The sequence below is a fragment of the Kumtagia ephedrae genome (assembly GCF_003012745.1).
GTDB lineage: Bacteria > Pseudomonadota > Alphaproteobacteria > Rhizobiales > Rhizobiaceae > Kumtagia > Kumtagia ephedrae.
On the sequence record NZ_PXYK01000002.1, the window covers coordinates 148,597 to 171,356 of the forward strand.

The following is a 22,760-nucleotide window of genomic DNA, read 5'->3' on the forward strand; positions in this document are numbered from 1 at the left end:
TCACGAATAGTCGGGATCCTCCCACCAGGGGAAATAGTCCGGCATGTCACGGGAGACGCGGTCGGTAAAGGCCGGCGGACGCTTCTCCAGGAAGCTCGCGACGCCCTCCCGTGCATCGTCCGAGCGGCCGCGGGCATAGACGCCGCGGCTGTCGAGCCGGTGCGCTTCCATCGGATGCCGGGCGCCCGCCATTTGCCAGAGCATCTGCCGCGTCAGCGCGACGGAAACCGGCGCGGTGTAGTCCGCGATCTCGCGGGCGTAGGCGTAGGCGGCCGGAAGGAGCTCGGCGGCAGGGTGGAGGGAACGCACCAGGCCGGCCTCCAGCGCCTCGCCGGCCGAGACCATGCGCCCCGTCAGGCACCAGTCCAGCGCGCGATCCAGGCCGACGATGCGCTGCAGGAACCAGGTCGAGGCGGCTTCCGGCACGATGCCCCGCCGCGTGAACACCAGGCCGAAGCGGGTATCATCGGCCGCGAACCGGGCATCCATGGCGAGCGTCATGGTGACGCCGACGCCGACCGCTGCGCCGTGGAGGGCGCCGATGACCGGCTTCAGGCTACGATAGAGCCGGAGCGTAAGACGGCCAGCGCCGTCGCGGACCTTCTCATGCGAATAGTCTATGCTGCCGTCGGGGCGGACGGGCGAGCTCGGTCCGACCGGCGCATGGCTGCCATAGTCGAACGTGCCCGCCCCTTGCGACAGGTCGGCACCCGCGCAGAACAGCCTGCCGTTCGCGCGGACGACCACCACCCGGACATCGTCGTCGGCATCGGCGCAATCGAGCGCGGCGATGATCTCGTCGATCATCGCTTCGCTGACGGCGTTAAGCTTGTCGGGCCGGTTCAGCGTGATCGTCGCGATCCCGTCGTCGACCGAATAGAGAATGTTTTGGAAGCTCACGGCCGGTCGGCTCCTGTCCGATTTTGGACGGCAAGCGCGTCGTAGCGGCGGAAGTGGTCGTCCTCGCTGCCGAAGCTGGCGGCGATGACCAGCGCCCGCTTGAAGTAGCGCCCGATCGCCAGTTCGTCGGTGATGCCCATGCCGCCGTGGAGTTGCACCGCCTGCTGGCTCACGAAGCGGAGCTGGCGGTCGACAGCGATCTTCATGGACGAAGCTGCGGCCGCCCGTTCGCGGGCATCGCCGTCCTGGAGGGCAAGCGTCGCCATGTAGACCATCGATACGGCCTGCTCGATGGCGATCGCCATGTCCGCCAGCCGGTGCCGGAGCACCTGGAACGAGATGAGCGGTTGCCCGAACTGCCTGCGGTCGCGCAGATATGCCGACGTCTGGCTTGTCATTTCGCGCATGATGCCGACCGCTTCCGCGCCGAGCGCGACGATGGCGGCGTCGATGGCCGGCTCCAGCAGCCCGACGGCGTCGCCTTCGCGTCCGATCAGATATGCTTCGACGTCACAGAGCGCGATGTTGGAGGCAGCCTCGCCGTCGATCGCGTCGAAGTCGTCCCGCGTTATTCCGGTCGCCGCTGTATCGGCGAGGAAGAGCGACGGCATGCCGGATCCGATCCTGGCGGTCACCAGATAGTGCGTGGCCAGAGGCGCTGAGGTGACGACGGATTTCCTGCCCGAGATGCGGTGGACCGAACCGTCGGGCGTGGCGCTGGCGCCGGCATTCTCCAGGCGGAAGCGCGTGGCGTATTCGGAATGGGCAAGGACCGCGAGCGCCCGGCCGCCCGCGATGTCGCGCAGCAGGTTGCCGGCCGGCTCGCTCCCGGCAGCCGCCAGCGCTGTGGTCGCCAGCACGGTGTGCATGAAAGGCGCGGCGGCAAGCGCCCTGCCGAGCTCCTCCATGATCAGCATGACCTCGACCGGACCGCCGCCAAAACCGCCGAACTCTTCGGACACGAGGGAGAACTGCAGGGCGATGTCGTCGACGAGGCCACGCCAGAGGACGGCATCGCCGCGCCGTGGTCCCGTGGTCAGGTCCGTGCGTCGTCCGGCGAGGTAGCCGGAAAGCGTGTCCCGCAGCATCGTCTGCTCGGGCGTGTAAGACAGATCCATCGCTCAGATCGCCTGCTCGCGCTGCGCCCAGTAGGGCGCGCGCAGCTCGCGTTTCAGAATCTTGCCCGATGGATTGCGCGGCAGCGCATCGACGAACGCGACGGACTTGGGACATTTGAAGGAGGCGATGCGACATCGGCAATGCGCGATCAGCTCGGCTTCCGAAACCTGCTGGCCGGGATGTAGCGCGACGAAGGCCTTCACCTCCTCGCCCCATTTCTCCGACGGAACGCCGACGACGCCCACCTCGAGCACGGCCGGATGCTCCGCCACCGCCTGCTCGACCTCGGCGGGATAGATGTTCTCGCCGCCCGAGATGATCATGTCCTTGATGCGGTCGCGGATATAGAGATAGCCATTGGTATCGAAATAGCCGGCGTCGCCCGAATGGTACCAGCCGTCGCGCAGCGCCTCGGCCGTCGCCTCGGGCCGGCCGTAATAACCCTGCATCACGGCGCCACCGCGCAGCAGAATCTCGCCGCTCTCGCCGGCGGGAAGGTCGTTGCCCTGAGCATCGACGATGCGGATTTCCATGTCGTGCAGCGGCCGGCCGCAGGAGGCCAGCAGTTCCGGACGATCGAGATCGTGGTCCTGCGGAAGCAGCGTCGTCCCCATGGTCGTCGTCTCGGTCATGCCGAACATCTGGACGAAGCCGCACCCCAGTTCCCTGACCGCCCGCCGCAGCAAATCGACCGTAATCGGCGAGCCGCCATAGCCGACGACCTGGAGGGATTTGGCATGGCTGCGGTCGAAGGCGGGATCGTTGATGATCTGCTGGATGACGGCAGGCACGAAGCCCGCCTTGGTGATGGGCGCGGAGGCCAGCGCCTGGAGGATGAAAGGGCTGCCGGCCTCGCGGGTGATGTAGTTCGCCGCGCCGACATAGGGCGCGTACATCGCCCAGCAGGTGCCGCCGCTGTGGAAGAGCGGCAGCGGCGTCAAGACGATGTCCTCTGTGCTCCATTCGCCCAGTTCACCGCTTTCGGTGTGCCGGACTGAATTCAGCACGTTGGCGTTGGTGAGCATGGCGCCCTTGGGACGCCCGGTCGTGCCGGATGTGTGGAGTTGCAGCACGACGTCGTCCGGCGACACGGGAAGCTTCGGGTCGATGGCCGGCTGCCGGTGGCGCCAGGCGTCGAAGCTCTCCGCGCCTTCGACATGGCCGCCGATCACGACGATACCGCGAAAATCCGGCCGAGCCGCCCTGATTTCCTCGAGCTTTGCCGCGAAATCCATGTCGATGAAGAGGAATTCGGTATCGAAATTCTCGAGCAGGTAATGGATTTCTGGAAGCGCCAGACGCCAGCTGATGGCCGTCAGCACGGTGTTGGACTTGGCGCAGCCCATCAGCACTTCGAAGTAACGCGGATCGTTCTTGCCGAGATAGGCGATACGGGTTCCGGGTTTACACCCGGCGGCGATCAGGCCGTTGGCCACCCGGCTGCTGCGCTCGTCCCAATCCGCGTAGGTGAGGAACTGGTCTTCGTAGTAGAGGGCGGTCTTTGCGCCGCGCCGCGCCGCATGGCGGCGCACGATGTCGGCGACGCTGGCGATCTCGGCCCGCGCCGCCGCTTCCTCCGGACTGTCGTCCACAATGCTCATTTTTGTCCTCCAGGAAGGCGCGATCCCAGGCGGCCACGCACGTGCCGCGCGGGTTCACGCGAAGTAGAGAAAGATGATGTCGGCCACGAGCGCAGGACGCTTCTCGCCCTCGATCTCGATGGTGAGCTCGGCCGTCGCCCGCAGGCCGCCGGAGGCCTCCTCGACCGACTTGATCGACGTGACCAGACGAACGCGCGACCCGGCGGGAACGGCGTTCAGGAAACGCAATTTGTCTATGCCGTAGTTGAGGATGCGCCGGGCCTTCACCGTATAGAGCGGCGGCTGGAGAACGCCGAGCAACGCGAGCGTCAGATAGCCGTGGGCGATGGTCTTGCCGCCCGGGGCTTCCCTCCCGGCCCGCTCGACATCGACATGGATCCACTGCTTGTCGCCGGTCGCCTCGGCGAAGTCGTCGATCATCTTCTGCGTGACGGTCAGCCACTCGCCGGGGCCGATTGCCTGGCCGACGGCCGCCTTCAGTTCACCGGGACTTTCGAAAACCCGTGTCATGGCATGTCCTTTCTCTGGATTGCTCCGATCCGCGTGCCGGCTCAGCCGCCGGCGACGGACCGCGCAATGATGTTGCGCTGGATCTCGTTGGAGCCGCCGTAGATCGAACGCGCCCGGTCGTTGAGGAAGCGCGCCGTGTGCCGGAGCGCGAAGTCCGGCCCGATCGGCGGCGCGTCGCTTCCGGGCGAAAGAGCGCGGCGCTGGTCGGGAATGGCGAGTTCGCCAAGGGCGCGCATGGCCAGCTCGCCGGCGGCCTGCTGCACCTCCGAGCCGCGGACCTTGAGGATGGAAGCCATCATGTCGCCGACATTTTCGCCGGCGGACAGGCTCGATATCACCCGTTTCTCGGTCCAGCTCTGGGCAGTGATCTCGATGTCCATCTCGGCATAGCGGCGGCGGAACGACTGGTCGTCCCAAAGTCGGGTGCCGTCGACCGGATCCGATGTCTGCGCCGCGATGAGCGTGTCGCGCAGAAGCGCTCGGGCGACGGCGGCATAGCTGCCGCCGCGCTCGAATTCGAGCAGGTACTTGGCGATTGCCCAGCCCTGGTTCTCCTCGCCGACCCGGTTGGCTACGGGCACGCGCAGGCCGTCGAAGAAGACCTGGTTGACCTCGTGCTCGCCCGACATCGAGATGATCGGGCGCACCTCGATACCCGGCGCGTCCATGGGCGAGAGCAGGAAGCTGATGCCGGCCTGCTGCCGGCCCTCGGTCGAGGTGCGGACCAGCATGAAGATCCAGTTCGCGTTGTGCGCGTGCGTCGTCCAGATCTTCGATCCGGTGACGACATAGTTCTCGCCGTCCTGCACGGCGCGTGTCGTCAGCGACGCAAGATCGGACCCGGAGCCGGGCTCGGAAAAGCCCTGGCACCAGTAGTGCTCTCCCGACAGGATTTTCGGCAGGAAGAACGCCTTCTGCTCCGGCGCACCGAACCGCATGATCACCGGGCCGCATAGTTGCAGCCCGCCGAGGAAGAGCTGCGGAGCATTCGCGCTGGCGCACTCCTCCTCGAATATGTGCCGCTGCATGGCGTTCCATCCGGTGCCGCCATGCTCGACGGGCCAGGCGGGAGCGATCCAGCCGCGCTCGAACAGCGTCCTGTGCCACCAGATTCCCAGCTCGCGCTCCGCCGCCACACCCGTCTGGCGGGCGGCCCGGGCGCGGATGTCGGGTGTCAGCTTTTCCGCCAAGAACGAACGGACCTCGGCCTGAAAGGCCCGATCCCATTGGGCAAGGCGTCCATCCATCACTTTCTCCATGGGAGCGTCGGCCGGCTTCGGCCGGATGGACGCGCCGGATCGTTCGAGAAAACCTCAGTTCAGGAAGTACTGCGGCACGGCGAGCGTGAGCTGCGGGAACAGGACCATGATCAGAACCAGGAAGAGGTCCATGGCGAGGAACCACATCACGCCTCGGAATATCGCCGTAAGCGAGACGAGATTGCCGACCACCCCCTTGATGACGAACACGTTCATGCCGATCGGCGGGGTGATCATGCCGATCTCGAGCAGCTTGGTCAGCAGCACGCCGAACCAGATCAGGCTGTGGCCGCCTTCCGAGACGATCGGCAGGACGATCGGCAGCGTCAGCAGCATCGCGCCGATCGGCTCGAGGAAGCAGCCGAGGACGAGGTAGACGGCGACGATCATCAGCATGATGATCATCTGGTTGTCGCTCACGCCGAGCACGGCGTCCGAGATGACGCCGCCAACACCCGAGATGGCCAGGAACCGTGTGAACAGGCTGGCGCCGACGCCGATGATGATCAGCGCGCTGGTAGTCAGCAGGCATTCGATCGCGGCAGCCTTGAACCGGCGCCAGGTCAGCGTGCGCTTGGCCAGCCCGACGACGCAGGCAAGAAAGGCCCCGACGGCGCCGGCTTCCGTCGCCGTGAAGACGCCGCCGAACAGGCCGGCGAAGATGCCGATCATCACCAGCAGGATCGGCCAGGTATCCGCCAGCGCGGTCATCTTCTCCGAGAGCGGAACATGGCGGACGACGCGCGGAGCGAGAGCCGAATCGAGCTTCACCCGAATCCAGATGACGGTGATGTAGCCGATCGCCGACAGGATGCCGACCGCCAAGCCACCGAGGAAGAGTTGGGGGACCGGCTGGCGCGCGATGACGCCGTAGAGGATCATCAGGATCGACGGCGGAATGAGCGCGCCGATCGTTCCGGCGACCGCGACCGTCCCGGTTGCGAGCTCGGGATGGTAGCGTGCCCGCATCATTTCCGGCACGGCGATACGCCCCATCGCCGCCGAGCATGCGACGGAAGACCCGCACACCGCCGCGAAGGCCGACGAGCCGAGCACGGCGGAAATGGCCAGCCCGCCGGGAAGGCCGGAGAGCCAGACCTTCGCCGCGTCGAACAGGCCCTTGGTAAGCTGGGCGTGATAGCTCACGAATCCGAGCAGCAGGAACATTGGAACGGAGCTCAGCACCCAGTTGGCCGAGAACTGGTAGGGAATGATACCGATCGCGCCCCACGCGACGTTCCAGCCGACGAGCGCCCAGATGCCGCAATACGAGACGCCGATCAGCGCCAGTCCGATGGGAATACGGATCCCCAGCAGCACGAGCAGGATGGCTAGGCCGGCGAAGCCGATCTGGACCTCGGTCATTGCGGAACCCCGTATTCGGCGGAAGGATCAGCGTCTTCCAGCTTCTCGTTCAGCCCGGATTCCGATCCCGTGACGTAGCAGGCGAGCTTGTAGGCGACGACGATCAGGACGAGCACGCAGCCCAGCGGAATGATGTAGTAGGCCGGCCAGATGATCACGTCGGACGTGCCTTGCGTGACGAACGCGCCAACGGCCTGCTTCTTGCCCGCCTCGATGAAGGTGCGCACGGCGAGAAAGCCGAAGATCACCAGCGCGAACAGGTAGGAGAAGCCTTCGAGATGGCGCTGCAGCCATTTCGGCATCATGTCCGTCACCAGCTCGACGGAGATGTTCCTGTTCTTCTCCTCCGTGAAGCAGAGCGACAGGAAGCCGATGATGATCATGTAGTAGTTGGAGACGATCTCGATCGTCCCCTCCACCGCCGAATGGAAGAAATAGCGGAGTATGACGTCCACCGTGATGTGGATCATCATGACGATGATGAATATGCCGCCGAGATTCGTGAACAGATCGATCAATCTCGAGATGAATCTACCGAGACCGGACATGCGCTCCTCCGCATTTCGCCGCGACGAAGCGCGGACATCGCCGCGCCCGGCGGTTTGCCCGCCGTGGAATTGTTCGTGGGTGGACCGGGGGCAGCCCTGCCGCCCTCCCGGTCCTGGAAGGAACGGCCTACATTCCGTAGGTCTCGACGTTGATCTTCGAATACGCCTCGTTCCAAAGCAGCTCCTGATAGGCTTCCGCACTGTCGATGCTGGCGACGAGGCCGACCCATTTCTCGAACAGCTCGGACATCTTCTGGACTGCCTGGTCGGTGTCCTTGAGGCCGTATTTCTCGGCGTAGGTTTTGGCGATCGACTTCAGGTCGGCATTCGTGAAGTCACGCGTCGCCTTGAGGAAGTCCTGCGCAGGCGCGACGATCTCGATGCCCTTCTTCTCAGCGGCCTCCAGGGCGGCCAGGTTGTTGACGCGGTAGTTCCAGGAGCCGTAGGCGGAACCATGCGCACCGACGCGCAGGAGCTCCGTGCGCTGCTCGGGCGTCAGGCTGGTCCAGACGTCGAGATTGACGTTCATCAGGCCGGTGCCGCCGAAGCCGCCTCCCGGCACGTCGCGGATGATGTACTTCACGGCATCGACGAGGCTGAGGTCCAGCAGTTCCGCCGCGCCGGAAAGCGAGCAGTCGAGAATGCCCTGGCTAAGCCCCTCGAAGATCTCGTTCTGCGGCACCGACACCGAGGTCGCGCCGACCGAATTCGCCCAGCGGGTCCAGTGGGCGCCCGGCGCGCGGATGCGGACGCCCCGCATGTCGGCGGCCGTTTCGACCTTCTTCATGCACATCATCATGTATTCGGTCGACGAGCTGGACGTGAACACCTGGTTCTGCGCCGTCATCTCGTCGATGCAGGCGGGGCAGTTGAGCGTGATGTATTCGATCAGCGCGCCCGTCCACGCGAGGCCGCCGCGATCGCCCGTATCATGCTGGGAGAACAGCATGGTCATTTCCGACACCATGGTCGAGTTCGGAAACTCCGCCGGGAAGTACGGGAACAGCACCATGCCCATGTCGGCGATGTTGTCGCGCACGCCGCCCGACATCTCGGTGAAGCTGAGCAACGACTGCGGATAGACGCGAATGTCGAGATCGCCCTTGGAGATCTCCTTGGCGTAGGCGGCCGATGCCTCCTGCGCCTTCGCACCCGTCGAATTGGGCGCGAAGCCCGTTGCGTAGCGCAGATCCTTTGCCGCCGCCTGGCTCGCGCCGAGCGCAAGTCCAAGAAGAACGGTCGTGGTTATGCGTCCGAGCAGATTCGTCGATGTCATGTGTCCCTCCCAGGAAGCGCCCTGCAAGCCGTCGCTTGCTTCATTTTTCGAGCGGCACTTTCGCGGAAAATCTGAACTGGCAGGGTTGCAGGCCAATGTCCCTTCGTCAGGGGACCCGGCCGGCGATTGGGTTTTCGTGGGCGGCACGGCTGAGACGAACCCGGAGGTTCCATTCTCAAGGGACAGTGGTCGAACCGGTTTCCCGACCGATAACCGTTTCGATACTCCCAGGTCCGTTCTCGAAAAGGTCTCGGTCGTTCCCCCGGGAACGAAGGCCAGGCCCCAAACCGAGGCGGCCGAAAGGCGGTTCGGAAAGTGACCCCGGGTCGGCGATCTGTCGCCCCCGCTGGCGACCGGCGTTCGAGCGATGTCCGGATTTACAGACTTCGACTTGTCGCGGACCGGTATTCGACCAATCAGGGCTCCAGCATCGGCAGGACGGTGGACTGCTTGACCTGGCCGAGCGCAAAACTCGATTCGATCGAGGCGACGCCTTCCAGCCGGGTAAGCTTCTGCTTCAGGAAGGTCTCGTAGGCCGGCAGGTCCTTCACCACGATGCGCAGCAGATAGTCGCGCTGCCCCGTCATCAGATAGCAGTCGACGATCTCGGGCCAGCGAGCGACTGCCGCGGCGAAGCGGTCGAGTTCCTCCTCGCGCTGGCGTTCCAGCTTGATCGAGGCGAAGACGCTGATCGGCAGGCCCACCTTCGCCTGGTCGACCACTGCGACATAGCCCTTGATGACGCCGGCGGCCTCCAGCATCCGCACGCGGCGGGCGCAGGGCGACGCCGACAGGCCGGCCCTGCTGCCGAGCTGCTCGGTCGTGAGCCGGGCATCCTCCTGCAAGGCGACGAGCAGCTTCCGGTCGATTTCGTCGATTTCCGATTTTGGCATGGATACCCTGCACAAGCATCGATGTTGGCTGACAGAGCCAACATTGGCGCTGTTCTATATCAAGAATAGCCACATGGAGCGCGTGACGGCCACTATGATTTCTCATCATGACGCAGGGGGAATGGGAGACTCATGGACAAGCGGCTTGCCTATCTCGCCGAACTCGAAAGGAAGGTGCTGTGGCTGTCGACTTGGATGATCCACAACGCCAATCACCTGCGCCCGAACGAGGACGGCCTGAAGGTCGGCGGCCATCAGGCGTCCTCGGCCTCGCTCGCCACGATCATGACGGCCCTCTACTTCGCCGTGCTGAGGCCGGAGGACCGGGTGGCGGTCAAGCCGCATGCCAGTCCGATCTTCCACGCCATCCAGTATCTGCTCGGCAACCAGACGCGCGACAAGCTCGAGGCCTTCCGCGGCTACAAGGGCGCCCAATCCTATCCCTCGCGCACCAAGGACGTGGACGATGTCGACTTCTCAACCGGCTCGGTCGGGCTGGGAGTCGCGCAGACCCTGTTCTCCTCCCTAGTTCAGGACTATCTGCGCGCGAAGGAGATCGCCCATGAGCGCCCGGAAGGGCGCATGGTGGCGCTCATCGGCGATGCCGAGATGGACGAGGGCAACATCTTCGAGGCGCTGCTCGAGGGTTGGAAGCACGGCCTGCGCAATACCTGGTGGGTGGTCGACTACAACCGGCAGAGCCTCGACGCCGTCGTGCGCGAAGGCCTGTGGGAGCGCTTCGAGAAGATGTTCCGCAATTTCGGCTGGGACGTCGTCATCCTGAAATACGGCTCGCTGCTGCAGGAGGCCTTCGCCGAGCCGTCCGGCGAGCGGCTGCGCGACTGGATCGACAGCTGCCCCAACCAGCTCTACTCCGCGCTGACCTTCCAGGGCGGTGCCGCCTGGCGCAAGCGCCTGCTCGATGATCTGGGCGACCAGGGCGCCCTTTCACGACTCATCGAGAAGCGGTCGGACGATGAACTCGCACGGCTGATGACCAACCTCGGCGGCCACGATCTGCCGGCCCTGCTGGAGGCTTTCGAGTCGGCGCGCCGGCACGACCGGCCGGTCTGCTTCATCGCCTACACGATCAAGGGCTTCGGCCTGCCGCTGGCCGGCCACAAGGACAATCACGCCGGCCTGATGACCCCGGCCCAGGTCGACAGCCTTCGCGAGCGCATGAACGTGCGCGCAGGACAGGAATGGGAGCCGTTCGAAGGGCTCGGCCTGAACGATGGAGAAATTGCAGCCTTCCTTGCTGACATACCGTTCGCCGCCCAGGGCCGCCGCCGTTACGACGCACCTGCGATCGCAGTGCCGCAGCGGCTGGAATTCACCCCGCAGGCATCGATGTCGACGCAGCAGGGTTTCGGCCTGCTCATGCACGAGATCGCCAAGCTGGACGACGACTTCCCGCGGCGGATCGTTACCACCTCCCCGGATGTGACGGTGTCGACGAACCTCGGTCCCTGGGTCAACCGGCGGGGACTGTTCGCGCGCGAGGAGATGGCCGACCTGTTCAGGCGCGAGCGCATACCCTCGACATTCAACTGGCAATTCTCGCCGAAGGGCCAGCACGTGGAGCTCGGCATCGCCGAGATGAACCTGTTCATCATGCTCTCGGCGCTCGGTCTGTCGCATTCCATCTTCGGCGAGCGGCTGCTGCCGGTCGGAACCCTCTACGATCCCTTCATCGAACGTGGCCTCGATGCCTTGAACTACGCCTGCTATCAGGATGCGCGCTTCATCCTCGCGGCCACTCCATCCGGCGTGACGCTGGCGCCGGAAGGCGGCGCGCACCAGTCGATCGCGACGCCGCTGATCGGCATGGCGCAGGACGGCCTCGCGAGCTTCGAGCCGGCCTTCGCCGACGAGCTCGCCGTCATCCTGCGCTTCGCCTTCGACTACATCCAGCGCGACGGGGCGGCGGAACCCGACGAGGTCAACTGGCTGCGCGACGCGCTCGGCGGCGCCGTCTATCTGCGCCTGTCGACGCGCTCGATTGAGCAGCCGAAGCGCGACATCGACGACCACCTGGCCGCCGAAATGATCAACGGCGCCTACTGGATGCGCAGGCCGGGGCCGAATGCGCAGGTCGTCATCGCCTATATGGGTGCCGTCGCGCCGGAGGCGGTGGAGGCGGTCGGGCTGATGGCGGAGGATCGCCGCGATGTCGGGCTGCTCGCCGTAACCTCGGCCGACCGGCTGCAAGCGGGATGGACCGCCGCTCAGCGCGCCCGCGAGCGCGGCCTCGTCCACGCCCGCAGCCATGTCGAGCGGCTGCTGGCGGCAGTGCCTGGCAATTGCGTACTGGTGACGGTGGTCGACGGCCATCCGGCGACGCTGTCCTGGCTCGGCGGCGTCCACGGCCACCGCACCCGCGCCCTCGGGGTGGAGCATTTCGGCCAGACCGGCACCATCGCCGACCTCTACCGGCACTACGGCATCGACACTCAAGGCATCGTGGCGGCTGCCCAGGCGGTCACGGCCGGACGGCCGATCCGCCATCTGCAGGCAATCTGACGGACGAAGTCCCCGATTTGGGCGGGGGCGATGCGGAATCCGGCGATGCTCGCCGCGTCCGCGGGGAGTGTGCCGAGCGAAGCGAAACGGCTGAGAGTGGTCAAGATCAAGAACCGCGGGCGTGGGGCCGTCGGTGATGCATCGCAGCCTTGCCCTGCCGGTCGATCTGCTCGACGGCCCTGAGAGGCAATCCGGCCGAGTGCGGCCAGCCGCCAGCCTCAATCTCCCGGTGACTGGAGTTGTTGCCGCAATTCCCGCTTCAGCACCTTGCCGTAGTTGCTCTTGGGCAGGGCGTCGACGAACAGGTAGCGCTTCGGCCGCTTGAAGCGGGCGATGTTGTCGTTGCAGAAGGCATCGAGCTCGTCCGGCGACGGCTGCCTGCCCCCGCACGGCACGATCACCGCCACGACGATCTCGCCCCATTCGGGATGGGGCTGACCGACGACGCAGACCTCGGCGACGTCGGCATGCCGCAGCAGGACCTCCTCGACCTCGCGCGGATAGACGTTGGAGCCGCCGCTGATGATCACATCCTTGGAGCGGTCGCGCAGCGTCAGAAGACCCCTTGCGTCGAACGAGCCCATGTCGCCGGTGAACAGCCAGCCGCCCCTGAGGGCCTCCGCTGTCGCCTTCGGGTTGTTCCAGTAGCCCGACATGACGACGTCGCCGCGGCAGACGATCTCGCCGACCTCACCGGCCGGCAGCGGAGCGCCGTCCTCGCCGACTACCGCCACCTCGACGCCGAGGCGGGGATAACCCGCGGAGCCCAGCACGTCGGAGTCGTCGGCGGCGTGGTCGGCGCGGCGCAGCCCGGTGATGGTCATCGGCGCTTCGCCCTGGCCGTAGATCTGCATGAACACCTGGCCGAAGGCGGCGAGCGCCTTGCGCAGCTCCTCGACATACATCGGCCCACCGCCATAGACGATGGAGCGCAGGTTGCGCGGTCGAGCACCGCTGCGCTCGGCTTCGAGCCGCAGCCGCTGCACCATGGTCGGTGCCAAGAAGGCGCCGACGCCGGGGTGGCTTTCGCAAAGCGCCAGGAACTCCGCCGGATCGAAGGCGCCGCTGTCCGGCACCACCTGGCGCGCCGCGCGGGCGATGTAGGCGGGGATGTAGAGGCCGGAGCCGTGCGACATCGGCGCGGCGTGCAGCAATGTGCAGTTCTCGTCGAGCGCCTCCATGTCGGCGAGATGCGCGAAGCTGCAGGCGTTGAGGTTGCGATGCGACAGCATCGCGCCCTTGGATCGGCCGGTCGTACCGGAGGTGAAGAACAGCCAGGCCAGCGCCGCGGGATCCGATTCGATGCGGCCCTGCCACTCCTCCCCCAGCATTGCGGCGTAGTCGGCGCCGCCGATCCGCACCAGCCGGCAGCCCTCGGCCGGCGAGCCCTTCAGCGCATCGGCCAGCGCGTCGACGATCTTCGCCGACACGAAGGCGATGCTGGCGCCGGAATCCTCCAGGATCTGCACCATCTCCTTGGGATGCAGCTTGGCGTTCACCGGCGCCACCGCCATGTTCGCCGCCCAGGTGCCGAAGAACAGCTCGACATATTCCGGGCAGTTCTCGCTCACCAGCGCAACGCGGTCGCCGGGCCGGCCCGTGGCGCGCAGTCCTGCCGCCAGCCTAAGTGCCCGCGAGCGCAGCTCGGCGAATGTCAGCAACTGGCCCGTTCCCCGGAAAACGGCACCGTGGTCGGGAAAGCGTCTCGCCGCTTGGTCGAGCAGGAAATAGCTGTTCATCGGCTCAGGCCGCCGCCAGCCTGCCGGCCCGCGCCGCAGCGCTACGGTCGGCCGCCGGCCGCGACAGGATCTTGCCCAAGGCATCGTCCAGCACCGCGACCGGATCGGCCTGCGCCGAAAACGATCGCCAGCCGACATGGTTGTCCGGCCGCACTAGGATGGCGCCGTCCTCGTTGACCTCGCGCAACCGCAGCCAAGCGCGCTCGGCGTCGACGCAGTCGCCGCTGTCGCCGACCGAAACCACCTTCAGCGCCACCCCGCTGCGCGCCGCAATCGCCATCGCCGCGTCGCGCCAGCCTGCGCCGTCGGTACCGGTGATCAGCACGAATTCGCCGGCGCCGGCGAGATCGAGCGTGGAAAGTCGCTTCCCGTCACGCTCCAGCCATGCATGCGGCAGGCGATGTCCCGGTCTCGTGGTCGGAACATAGCGGCCGCCCATCGGGTCGCGCTCCGGCGGGAACGTGCCGTCGGCAACCATCGCGCCCTGGTCATAGCGGAAACCGATCTCGAGGTCGTGCGCCTGCCATTCCATGCGCTGCACCCCGATCACCTGGTGGAGCCGGGCGCGCCGGGTGCGCCCTTCGTCATCGTCGGCGAAGAAGGCTGCGAAATTGCGTCGGCTGGCCTCGCCATCGCCGCGGACGAGGCCGATGCCGACATCGGTGAGTTGATGGTTCTGGAAGGTGAGCAGCGCCCATTTGACGTTGCGGTTAGCGACCGGCCGTCGCTCGACCTCGTAGCTGTCGAGCAGACCGTCGCAAGCCTGCCCCTTCAGCACGGCGCTGAGCTTCCAGGCGAGGTTGTGCGCGTCCTGCACCGCCGAGTTGAGGCCGAGCCCCGTGGTCGGCGGATGCCGGTGCGCTGCGTCGCCCGCCAGGAAGACGCGGCCGAAGCGGTAGCGGTCGGCCAGCACGCCCTCGACGGTCCAGTGGCCGATGCCGATGATGTCCGGCTGCAGGTCCGGCAGCTTCAGCAGCTCGCGCATGCGCGGCAGCAGCGAGGCTTCGTCGAAGCGCGCCGGATCGTCCGGCCGGAAGCTGAAATGGAACATCCACTCCTCCGAATGGCGGTCGAACTTCGTCGGTCCGAGCTTGCCGAGCACGCCGCTGCTCCAGGAACCGCCTTCCGGGTTGACGAACCACGTCGTCATCGCATGGTCGTCGTCCCACCATTGCGACAGGTCGGCGCGGAAATAGACGGTGACCATCTCGGCAAGATTGGCCGCGCCGGTGAGCCGGCTGCCGACGATCGGGCCGATGGTGCGGCCCCCATCCGCGGCAATGACGTAGTCGGCGACGACCGTCTGCTCGTCGCCGCTGGCGCGGTTGCGGATTTGGGCGCGCACGACGCCGCGGTCCTGCTCCAGCGTCACCAGCTCATGATTGTAAAGCAGGCCTGTCGGGTTGCGCACCTCTGCTTCGGTCCGCAGCAGCGGCTCCAGCCTGACCTGCGGATAAAGCGTGCTTTCACAAGGGCTGTCGGCCGCATAGGCGGTGAGCGGCCCGCCGCCAAAGGAATCGATGGCATAGAAGGTACGGCGGTCGAGCGGCCCGTCGCCGGCGAGGCTGGTGCACCAGCGGATCCTGGAGATGTATCTGAGCGGCATCGAGCGGCTGTAGACCGCGTCGGCGATGCCGAGCTGGCGGAACACTTCCATGGTGCGCTGGTTGAGGTAGCGTGCCTTGGGCAGCCGCCCGGGCGACGGGTGGCGCTCGACGAGCAGGGATTCGATGCCGAGTTCGGAGAGGGCGATCGACGACGACAGGCCGCATCCGCCGCCGCCCACGATCAGCACCGGTACGCGACGTTCTCTCATGATGATATCCCCGGTTACGATTCCAGAAGTCCGCGCGCCGCCAGCCAGTTGCGCTGCAGATCGATGGCCTCGGCGAGTTGCGCTGGCTGTCCGGCATAGTAGTGCGTAGCACCTTTGATGACGCGGAAGGTTTTGTCGGCGCTCGCCGCCGCGCGGTAGATCATACCGGTATGCGGCTGCGGCGCGGCGTCGTCGGCGCTGTTCTCGATGGCGAGGAACGGCACGCGGATATGCGCCGCGCAGGCGACGCCGTCGGCGCGCGAATCCCGGATCGACCATTGCGATAGCCATGAGCGCAGGGTCGAAAACCGGCCGAGCGCCACCGGCCCGGTGTTCACCGTCTCCGGATTGCCGAGATAGGACCAGCGCGGCCGCCGGTCGTTGGGATCGACCGACGGATCGACGAAGCGCGGATCGGCGAAGGTGCGGTGAGTGACGAAGCCGCGCTCCATCTCGCCCGAGTTGCGGCGGCGCAGCGTCTCGAGCGTCTCCAGCACCCAGCCCCGGATCCGGTCGATGCGCGCCAGTTGTGCCGCCCGGTAATGCGCCAGGAAATCGGCGGAATAAGCTGGCTGGTTTGGATTGGCGGGATCGTAGATGTCGAGCTCACGGATGCGGTCGTCGGGATCGTGCTCGGTGCGCACCGACGGATCGATGCTGTCCGCCAGCAGCTGGGCGCGCGAGATGTGCGCGGCCTGGAAGATCAGCGCGTCAGCGGGGATGAGTCCCGCGCCCTTGACGTTCACCGGATCGCCGGCAGGCGTCTCGGTGATCGTCGGATTCTCCGCCTGCGACTGATAGAACAGCGCCAGCGAGCCCCCGCCGCTCCACCCGACGATGACCACCTTCTCGTAGCCGAGGACCTCCTTGGCATGCCGGACATAGGCGCCGAGGTCCAGCAGGACCTTCTCCATGATCAGCGCCGCGTCGTTCTTGGCATAGCGGCTCGCCGCGCACAGCACATGCGCGCCATGCTGCACCGCGGCGCGCGGCACCGGCAGCAGCTGCAGGGTCGAGGTCGGATGCATGAAGATCATCAGCGTCGAGGACGGTCGGCCTCTCGGCACCATCAGGATGCCCTCCAGGTTCACCGCGCCCTGGTTGCCAGCGAAGCCGTAGGTCTCGACGAAAGCAGCCTTTTCCTCGTATTGGAGGTGAACCCAGCGATAGTCCACTTCCAGCAGATCCCGCCCGGCGGATATCATGCGCTCTCCTCGGCTTCGATCCGGGCCGGACTTGCCGCGCCCGATGAACGGAGTAGGAGCGGGCATCGAGCGGCGCTGTCCCCCGCCGCTGTTACAGCCGGACACGGGGTCGCCGACGCAATTTGGGCTCGTGCCGCATTCGGCGCGCGCTTGCCGGCGTTGCGCGCGCGGCTACAACTACCGATGTGGAAAGGAGCCCTGCGGCGAAGCCCGCAAGGCGCGTGAGGAGACAGGATGGCCAAGGCGCAAAAGATGGAGGACCCGGCGGTCGCCGAGGAGATCAGCCGTCATCGTCTGCCCGACGGCTTCTTTGCCCCGGAGGCATCGCTGCCGCACGCCTTCACGGTGGTCGCCAACAGGGTCAGCCTGACGCTGCAGAAGATGTACAGCGAGCGCTTCGGTCTGTCCGTCGTCGGATGGCGGCTGATGGCTATCCTCGGCACCCATTCGCCGCTGTCGGCCAAGGCGCTGGCGGAACTGACCGCCATGGACCAGGTCAGCATCAGCCGGGCGCTGGAGCAGTTGGTGAGCAAGCGGATGGTCTCGCGCCGTGTCGACCCGAGCGACCGCCGGCGCGTCGTGCTGCGCCTGAGCAAGAAGGGCGAGGTTGTCTACGGCCAGGTCGTGCCGGTGCTGTTCGCCGCCGAGAACGCGCTGGTGTCCGGCCTGTCGGAGGATGACGCCCGCACGATCCACCGCATCATGCGCAAGCTCATCGACCGTTCGGCGGATGTCCTGCCTGAAGACGGCGACTGGCAGACGGTCCTGCGCGACTACGGCTACACCGAGGGTGGCGGCCAGGCGCCGGTGGACGTCGGCGATGCGGCGACGGACCAGCCAACCGCTGCCGGCGAATAAACCGATTGAACACCGGTCCCAACAAGGGGGGACATACCCGACCGGCCCTGCAACCGATGATCGAATCCACGGTCGGGAACCATTGCATGGTTTCCGCGGGTCGGTCTCGGGCGGCCGCTTGCCCTCGGGCGCAGAGAATTGCGAGGAGAATACGATTATGGACCAACAGTTGGAAGCGCCGCGCGTGGCCACTCCGCGCAATCCCGGGCTGACCCCGACGATGCTCAATCACGCCGCCTGGGTCACGCATGACGTCGCGGCCACCCACGACTTCTACACGCGCATCATGGGCATGGAGATCGCCAGCACGGTAATCGACGACAAGGTCCCCTCGACCGGCGACGCCTTTCCTTATTTCCACATCTTCTTCAAGATGAAGGACGGCTCGACCTTCGCCTTCTTCGAGGCCCCCGGGCTGCCGGCGCCGGCCAAGTCCACGCACCCGGCCTACGACATCTTCAACCACATCGCGCTGGAGGTTCCCTCGCGCGAGGACATCATGAAGTGGTACGACTGGCTGAAGCTCAACGGCCTCGACGTCGTCGGCCCGACCGATCACAAGGGCTTGATCCTCAGCATCTATTTCCATGATCCCAACGGCGTTCGCCTGGAGATCACGACGCCGCTCGACAAGGACTGGAACAACCACACCGAGAATGCGAAGGAGGACTTCGCACTGTGGGTCGGCACCAAGGAGCGGGCCAAGCGGGAGGGCAAGGACGTGGCCGGAGAGTTGGTCAAGCTCGCCGAGGACCTCCGCAAGCGCTACGGCGATTGATGGGACTTTGAGACGCACGCGTTCGGCATTCGGGGCGCCGCCCCGGATGCGCCGAACCGTCTGCCTGGCGTAGCGATTGGATGCGCAGTACGCATTTGGCTACCGACGCCTTGCCAACTGACAAATTAATCTCTTGGGATACCGCATGAACAAGGACTGGCTCGGCCTGACCGGCACCGCCTGCGTCGTCACCGGCGCGGGCAGCGGCATAGGACGGACGATCGCCGCCAGCCTTGCGCAGGCGGGCGCCAGGGTCGCCATCCTCGATCTCGATGCCGGCAAGGCCGAGGAAAGCGCCGCGCTTATCCGGCAGGACGGCGGCGAGGCCTTGGCGGTGCGGGCCGACATAGCCGATCCGTCGAGCGTCGAGGCGGCCGCCGAGACGGCTGCGGCGGCCTACGGGCCGTGCAAGCTGCTCGTGAACAACGCCGCCCTGATCCGCAACGGGCCGCTGGCCGAGCTTTCGCTCGCCGACTGGAACGCGGTGCTCGGCGTCAATCTCACCGGCTTCTTCGTCTGCTCGCAGGTCTTCGGCCGCCGCATGATGGCGAATGGCGGCGGCAGCATCGTGCATGTCGCCTCGATGTCCGGCACCTATCCGCAGCCGACCAGCGGCGCCTACAGCGTCAGCAAGGCAGGCGTGCTGATGCTGTCGAAGAACCTCGCGCTGGAATGGGGCGAGAAAGGCATCCGCAGCAATGTCGTCAGCCCGGCCATGGTGCTGACGCCGATGTCCGAGGTGATCTACAAGGATCCCGTCGTCAAGGCGAAGCGCGAGGCGGTCGTTCCGGTGCGCCGCATCGGCCTGCCGCAGGACATCGCCGACGCGGTCTGCTTCCTCGCCAGCGACCGGGCGAGCTATGTCAGCGGCCAGGAGATTCTTGTCGACGGCGGCTGGAGCGCCGCGCTGCTGGCGACTGTGCCGCGGCCGGGATTCGACCAGCCGAAAAAGACCTGACGCAGAGCCGGAGGAGCCGATGCCGCGCCCGAAATCCACGAAATCGCTGGAGGAGCGCCTCGACCATGCCGAGGACTATATCGAGATCATGCAGCTCATCTGCGCCTACGGGCCGGCGGCGGACGCCACCCACTGGGAGCTGATCAAGGAGATCTGGGCAGAGGACAGCGTCTACGAGATCGGCGGACTCGGTGTCTATGAGGGCCATGAAGGGCTGAAGCAGGCCTTCTACGGCGAATTCCATCAGGGGCTGATGCAGTCGGGATCCGGCCACGTCTCGTCCATGCCGCATCTCGTCATCGACGGCGACCGCGCGGTGGCGACGCATCACGGCACGCTCTACAAGCAGATCGACGGAAAATTCCCGGTGATCCGCCTGATCGCCTCGCGCTGGGAATTCGAGCGCCGCGCCCAGGGCTGGGTCGTGGTGCGGCGCACCAACGAGCTGCTCCAGGAGAACCCGCGGGCCCAAGCGCTGCTCGCCCGGGTCAAGGAAGGTCCGGCGGCGGCGAAGCTCGCGGCCGAATGATCGGCCGCATCATCCCGCCCGCCCCACCAGCGTGTGCTTCGCCAGCTCCTCGAACGAATAGGCGACCCCGCCGCGCTCGTTGCGCTCGTAGCCGGTCTTGAAGTCGGCATTGCGCCGGTACGCTGCCGCGACCGCCGGACGCGCGGCGATGGCGTCGTGCCAGCGTGCGAGGCTCGGCCTGCCGTCGCCTACGCCGAGATATTTTATCCACGGAAAGCAGGCGATATCGGCGATCGAGTAGGCGCCGGCCAGATAGTCGCTGCCGGCGAGCCGGCGCTCCATGACGTCGCGCAGCGCATCGAACATGCGGGCATAGCGGCGCCGGGGATAGGCAAAGTCGGTATCCGGCTCGAGCTTCTGCGCGAACATCTTGAAGTGCCAGAACTGGCCGCCGATCGGGCCGAGATTGGCCATCTGCCAGAACAGCCACTGCATGGTCTCGCTGCGACCGCGCATGTCTTCAGGCAGCAGCCGCCCGGTCTTTTCCGCCAAATACTGCAGGATCGCTCCGGATTCGAACACCGTCACCGGCTCTCCGCTGTCGTCCGGCGCGTGATCCCGGATGACCGGCACTTTGGCCGTCGGCGCCCCGCCCAGCCTGGCCGGATCGAACTGCTCGCCCTTGCCGAGATCGACGAAGACGAGCTCGTAGGGCAGGCCGAGTTCCTCAAGGCCGATCATGACCTTGTAGACGTTCGGGCTCGACGAATAGAACAATTCGATCATCCCCGCTCCTCACTCAACGTGGCGTCGTGCGGAAGGAGGCGAAGGGCAGCGCGTAGGGCGTCGGTTCCATCAGCATGCAGTCGTAGCTGCCCAGCAGCGTCGTCCCGAGCGCGGCGCGCTGCGACCGATAGGCATCCGCCATGACGGGATCGCTGTCGAAGGCCCGCCAGCCGCGCCGCCAGACCGTCTCGTCCGGCCAGGAGAACAGCATGACCAGCGCCGGCATGGCCGGGCCGCTGACCATGTCGCAGACCGCCATGACCTTCGCGCCGGCGGCCTGGATGCACGGCAGGTAGGTCGAGGACAGGAACTCCGACACGGCCGTATTCTGGCCGGGCAGGATCTTCTGGGTGACGAGCTGGTGCAGTCCCCCGATCCGCTGGTCGCGCTCCCTGTCGTCCTGCTCGAAGGCTGGGTTGGGGCGCATGAATACGAGGTGGTTCTCCTCCACCATTTCCGACCCGGCATTGGTGGCGGCGCGGATTCTTGCCCATTCGGGATCGGCGTAGAAGGCACCCCAGCAGGCTTCGCGTTCGGTGAAATCCTTCCATTCCATGACGTAGCAGAACAGCGGCATGCGCGGCCCGGCGACGGCCGACCAGCGGCCGACGACGTGCACGCCGTGCTTCTCCAAAAGTCGCGGCGTGTGATTCTGCATGCGGTCGTGGTTGTCGTCCATGCGCCCGCGCTCGATCAGGTACTGCCGCATCTCGTAGATCATCCGAAACCTTCTCCTCTCGAGCCGCTGGATCGAAGCGATCATCGGTGGCAACGGCACGCCGATGTCTGTCCCTTCGGCCGGTACACGGCGCCGGTCACCGATGCGAGGGACTTTTTAGCCGGAAGGCAACGTTAAGCTGCGGCGCGCAGCCCGATACCTTACCCGCCGGCTGCGCCCCGGGAGCGGATCATTGGCCACAACGTCGGAACCGTCACGCCCGCTCGACCTCGGCGAAGCGGCGCCTGCGACCGCAGGGGTCACGCGCGCGCTGTTCTTCCTGGCCGTCGCCTCCTTCTCCGGCGCCGCCACGACGCGCATCATGGATGCGATCCTGCCGCAGATCGCGCATGAGTTCGCCGTCACGATCGGCGCGGCCGCCTTCGTCGCGACCGCCTACGCCTTCGCCTACGGCCTGTTCCAGCTCGTCTTCGGGCCGCTCGGCGATCGCTACGGCAAATACCGCATTATCCTGCTCGCCTGCGCCGGCTCGGCCCTCACCACCCTTGCCTGCGCCTTCTCCGGCACGCTCCCCGGGCTCGCGGCCGCCCGCCTGCTGTCAGGCATGATGGCCGCGGCCATCGTGCCGCTCTCCATCGCCTGGGTCGGCGACGTCGTGCCCGGCGATGAGCGGCAGCAAGTGCTCGCCCGCTTCATGTCGGCGCAGATCATGGGCCTGCTGGCGGGCCAGATCGGCGGCGGCGTGCTCGGCGAGTATTTCGGCTGGCGCTCGGCCTTCCTGCTGATCGCGGCGGTCTATGTGCTCGCCATCGCCGGCATGCTGTTCGAGGTGATCCGCAATCCGGCGCTCACACGCACGAAACACGCAGCAGACGCCAGCCTGCGCAAGAGTTTCGCTGCCTTTGCCGGACTGATCCGCCGGCCGGTCGTCCGCTTCGTGCTGGCCATGGTCACGATCGAATCCTTCGCCATGTTCGGCGCCTTCACTTATGTCGGCGCCAGCCTGCGCTACCGTTTCGGCTTCGACTATGCGTCGGTCGGCCTCTACCTTGCTGTCTATTGCGCCGGCGGGCTGACCTACGTCCTGTTCTCCCGGCGGCTGATCGGATGGCTCGGCCCTGCCCGACTGTCGTTCTGGGGCACGGTGCTGGTGGCCGCGACTTATGCGGCGATCGCAGTCACGCCTTTTGCCGAAGCCTATCTTCCGGCGATCGCCGTCATGGGCCTCGGCTTCTACATGCTGCACAACACGCTGCAGACCCTGGCCACGCAGATGGCGCCCGACGCGCGCGGCTCGGCGGTTGCACTGTTCGCCACCTTCTACTTCCTCGCGCAGGCCGTCGGCGTCTATCTCGCAGGCCTCGTCATCGACCGGCACGGCACATCGCCGGTCTTCCTTGCGGCAGCCGGGCTGCTGCTCGTGCTCGGCTTCCTGCTGCTGCGCGCCATGCCGCAGGAGCTGCGGAACCGCTGAGCAT

Annotated in this window: 20 protein-coding genes; 6 read left to right on the forward strand and 14 right to left on the reverse strand. The window is 66.3% G+C overall.

Features of this window, described 5'->3' with window-relative positions:
* The 9 genes from C7I84_RS02460 to C7I84_RS02500 form a co-directional block, all read right to left on the reverse strand.
* Entirely contained in the window at positions 1-900 is a 900-nt protein-coding gene (locus C7I84_RS02460; protein WP_106770567.1) for a crotonase/enoyl-CoA hydratase family protein, read from the reverse strand.
* Positions 897-2,018 carry an acyl-CoA dehydrogenase family protein gene (locus C7I84_RS02465; protein WP_106770568.1) on the reverse strand — a complete coding sequence of 374 codons (1,122 nt, stop codon included), beginning with the start codon at positions 2,016-2,018 and terminating at the stop codon, positions 897-899. Before C7I84_RS02465 ends, C7I84_RS02460 begins: the two co-directional genes overlap by 4 nt.
* Before the next feature lie 3 nt (positions 2,019-2,021).
* Positions 2,022-3,620, reverse strand: a complete 1,599-nt coding sequence (locus C7I84_RS02470) for a long-chain-fatty-acid--CoA ligase (protein ID WP_106770569.1) — start codon at positions 3,618-3,620, stop codon at positions 2,022-2,024.
* 54 nt (positions 3,621-3,674) lie between these two features.
* A complete protein-coding gene (locus tag C7I84_RS02475) occupies positions 3,675-4,130 on the reverse strand; it encodes a MaoC family dehydratase (RefSeq protein WP_106770570.1) in 456 nt (151 codons plus the stop codon).
* Between the two features lie 41 nt (positions 4,131-4,171).
* Positions 4,172-5,377, reverse strand: coding sequence for an acyl-CoA dehydrogenase family protein (locus C7I84_RS02480; RefSeq protein WP_106770571.1), 1,206 nt, complete (start codon positions 5,375-5,377; stop codon positions 4,172-4,174).
* Between the two features lie 66 nt (positions 5,378-5,443).
* Positions 5,444-6,754, reverse strand: coding sequence for a TRAP transporter large permease (locus C7I84_RS02485; RefSeq protein WP_106770572.1), 1,311 nt, complete (start codon positions 6,752-6,754; stop codon positions 5,444-5,446).
* Entirely contained in the window at positions 6,751-7,302 is a 552-nt protein-coding gene (locus C7I84_RS02490; protein ID WP_106770573.1) for a TRAP transporter small permease, read from the reverse strand. The genes C7I84_RS02485 and C7I84_RS02490 overlap by 4 nt, the downstream gene beginning before the upstream one ends.
* Positions 7,303-7,429: 127 nt before the next feature.
* Positions 7,430-8,578 (reverse strand): C4-dicarboxylate TRAP transporter substrate-binding protein, encoded by a 1,149-nt coding sequence (locus tag C7I84_RS02495; RefSeq protein WP_106770574.1) that lies wholly within the window; start codon positions 8,576-8,578, stop codon positions 7,430-7,432.
* Between the two features lie 416 nt (positions 8,579-8,994).
* The gene (locus C7I84_RS02500) at positions 8,995-9,471 is read right to left on the reverse strand and encodes an Lrp/AsnC family transcriptional regulator (protein ID WP_106770575.1); all 477 of its coding nucleotides are present in this window, start codon (positions 9,469-9,471) and stop codon (positions 8,995-8,997) included.
* Positions 9,472-9,603: 132 nt separating this feature from the next.
* Between C7I84_RS02500 and C7I84_RS02505 the strand changes: the two genes are divergently transcribed.
* Positions 9,604-11,994, forward strand: a complete 2,391-nt coding sequence (locus tag C7I84_RS02505; RefSeq protein ID WP_106770576.1) for a transketolase — start codon at positions 9,604-9,606, stop codon at positions 11,992-11,994.
* A gap of 218 nt (positions 11,995-12,212) precedes the next feature.
* Here the strand turns inward: C7I84_RS02505 and C7I84_RS02510 are convergent, their stop codons facing one another.
* From C7I84_RS02510 to C7I84_RS02520, 3 genes are read right to left on the reverse strand one after another with little or no spacing between them, the layout of a single operon-like run.
* On the reverse strand, positions 12,213-13,733 hold the full coding sequence (locus tag C7I84_RS02510; RefSeq protein WP_106770577.1) for an AMP-binding protein: 1,521 nt from the start codon (positions 13,731-13,733) through the stop codon (positions 12,213-12,215).
* Positions 13,734-13,737: 4 nt separating this feature from the next.
* Positions 13,738-15,549, reverse strand: coding sequence for an FAD-dependent monooxygenase (locus C7I84_RS02515; protein ID WP_106770578.1), 1,812 nt, complete (start codon positions 15,547-15,549; stop codon positions 13,738-13,740).
* Positions 15,550-15,563: 14 nt separating this feature from the next.
* Complete coding sequence (locus C7I84_RS02520; protein WP_106770579.1) at positions 15,564-16,754, reverse strand: alpha/beta fold hydrolase; 1,191 nt, start codon at positions 16,752-16,754, stop codon at positions 15,564-15,566.
* 234 nt (positions 16,755-16,988) lie between these two features.
* Here C7I84_RS02520 and C7I84_RS02525 point away from each other — a divergent pair, with 234 nt between their 5' ends.
* From C7I84_RS02525 to C7I84_RS02540, 4 genes are all read left to right on the forward strand, one after another.
* The gene (locus C7I84_RS02525) at positions 16,989-17,612 is read left to right on the forward strand and encodes a MarR family winged helix-turn-helix transcriptional regulator (RefSeq protein ID WP_106770580.1); all 624 of its coding nucleotides are present in this window, start codon (positions 16,989-16,991) and stop codon (positions 17,610-17,612) included.
* Between the two features lie 157 nt (positions 17,613-17,769).
* Positions 17,770-18,390 (forward strand): VOC family protein, encoded by a 621-nt coding sequence (locus C7I84_RS02530; RefSeq protein WP_106770581.1) that lies wholly within the window; start codon positions 17,770-17,772, stop codon positions 18,388-18,390.
* Between the two features lie 145 nt (positions 18,391-18,535).
* Complete coding sequence (locus tag C7I84_RS02535; protein ID WP_207770952.1) at positions 18,536-19,348, forward strand: SDR family NAD(P)-dependent oxidoreductase; 813 nt, start codon at positions 18,536-18,538, stop codon at positions 19,346-19,348.
* Positions 19,349-19,367: 19 nt separating this feature from the next.
* Positions 19,368-19,877, forward strand: coding sequence for a nuclear transport factor 2 family protein (locus tag C7I84_RS02540; protein WP_165815953.1), 510 nt, complete (start codon positions 19,368-19,370; stop codon positions 19,875-19,877).
* A 9-nt stretch (positions 19,878-19,886) separates the two neighbouring features.
* On the opposite strand, the gene C7I84_RS02545 is transcribed toward C7I84_RS02540, so the two are convergent.
* Both C7I84_RS02545 and C7I84_RS02550 read right to left on the reverse strand, forming a co-directional pair.
* Positions 19,887-20,603 carry a glutathione S-transferase N-terminal domain-containing protein gene (locus tag C7I84_RS02545; protein WP_106770584.1) on the reverse strand — a complete coding sequence of 239 codons (717 nt, stop codon included), beginning with the start codon at positions 20,601-20,603 and terminating at the stop codon, positions 19,887-19,889.
* Positions 20,604-20,616: 13 nt separating this feature from the next.
* Positions 20,617-21,324: an NIPSNAP family protein gene (locus C7I84_RS02550; protein ID WP_165815954.1), complete on the reverse strand. Its 708-nt coding sequence runs from the start codon at positions 21,322-21,324 to the stop codon at positions 20,617-20,619.
* A 190-nt stretch (positions 21,325-21,514) separates the two neighbouring features.
* Between C7I84_RS02550 and C7I84_RS02555 the strand changes: the two genes are divergently transcribed.
* The gene (locus C7I84_RS02555) at positions 21,515-22,756 is read left to right on the forward strand and encodes an MFS transporter (protein ID WP_106770586.1); all 1,242 of its coding nucleotides are present in this window, start codon (positions 21,515-21,517) and stop codon (positions 22,754-22,756) included.
* The last annotated feature ends 4 nt before the right edge of the window (positions 22,757-22,760 follow it).

Bases quoted from the DNA above. Each gene is read 5' to 3' on its own strand.
- C7I84_RS02480 (WP_106770571.1), bottom strand. From the start codon at position 5,377: ATGGATGGACGCCTTGCCCAATGGGATCGGGCCTTTCAGGCCGAGGTC.
- C7I84_RS02495 (WP_106770574.1), bottom strand. From the start codon at position 8,578: ATGACATCGACGAATCTGCTCGGACGCATAACCACGACCGTTCTTCTT.
- C7I84_RS02515 (WP_106770578.1), bottom strand. From the start codon at position 15,549: ATGAGAGAACGTCGCGTACCGGTGCTGATCGTGGGCGGCGGCGGATGC.
- C7I84_RS02505 (WP_106770576.1), top strand. From the start codon at position 9,604: ATGGACAAGCGGCTTGCCTATCTCGCCGAACTCGAAAGGAAGGTGCTG.
- C7I84_RS02530 (WP_106770581.1), top strand. From the start codon at position 17,770: ATGGACCAACAGTTGGAAGCGCCGCGCGTGGCCACTCCGCGCAATCCC.
- C7I84_RS02535 (WP_207770952.1), top strand. From the start codon at position 18,536: ATGAACAAGGACTGGCTCGGCCTGACCGGCACCGCCTGCGTCGTCACC.
- C7I84_RS02540 (WP_165815953.1), top strand. From the start codon at position 19,368: ATGCCGCGCCCGAAATCCACGAAATCGCTGGAGGAGCGCCTCGACCAT.
- C7I84_RS02510 (WP_106770577.1), bottom strand. From the start codon at position 13,733: ATGAACAGCTATTTCCTGCTCGACCAAGCGGCGAGACGCTTTCCCGAC.
- C7I84_RS02545 (WP_106770584.1), bottom strand. From the start codon at position 20,603: ATGATCGAATTGTTCTATTCGTCGAGCCCGAACGTCTACAAGGTCATG.
- C7I84_RS02470 (WP_106770569.1), bottom strand. From the start codon at position 3,620: ATGAGCATTGTGGACGACAGTCCGGAGGAAGCGGCGGCGCGGGCCGAG.
- C7I84_RS02475 (WP_106770570.1), bottom strand. From the start codon at position 4,130: ATGACACGGGTTTTCGAAAGTCCCGGTGAACTGAAGGCGGCCGTCGGC.
- C7I84_RS02525 (WP_106770580.1), top strand. From the start codon at position 16,989: ATGGCCAAGGCGCAAAAGATGGAGGACCCGGCGGTCGCCGAGGAGATC.
- C7I84_RS02520 (WP_106770579.1), bottom strand. From the start codon at position 16,754: ATGATATCCGCCGGGCGGGATCTGCTGGAAGTGGACTATCGCTGGGTT.
- C7I84_RS02500 (WP_106770575.1), bottom strand. From the start codon at position 9,471: ATGCCAAAATCGGAAATCGACGAAATCGACCGGAAGCTGCTCGTCGCC.
- C7I84_RS02550 (WP_165815954.1), bottom strand. From the start codon at position 21,324: ATGATCTACGAGATGCGGCAGTACCTGATCGAGCGCGGGCGCATGGAC.
- C7I84_RS02465 (WP_106770568.1), bottom strand. From the start codon at position 2,018: ATGGATCTGTCTTACACGCCCGAGCAGACGATGCTGCGGGACACGCTT.
- C7I84_RS02485 (WP_106770572.1), bottom strand. From the start codon at position 6,754: ATGACCGAGGTCCAGATCGGCTTCGCCGGCCTAGCCATCCTGCTCGTG.
- C7I84_RS02490 (WP_106770573.1), bottom strand. From the start codon at position 7,302: ATGTCCGGTCTCGGTAGATTCATCTCGAGATTGATCGATCTGTTCACG.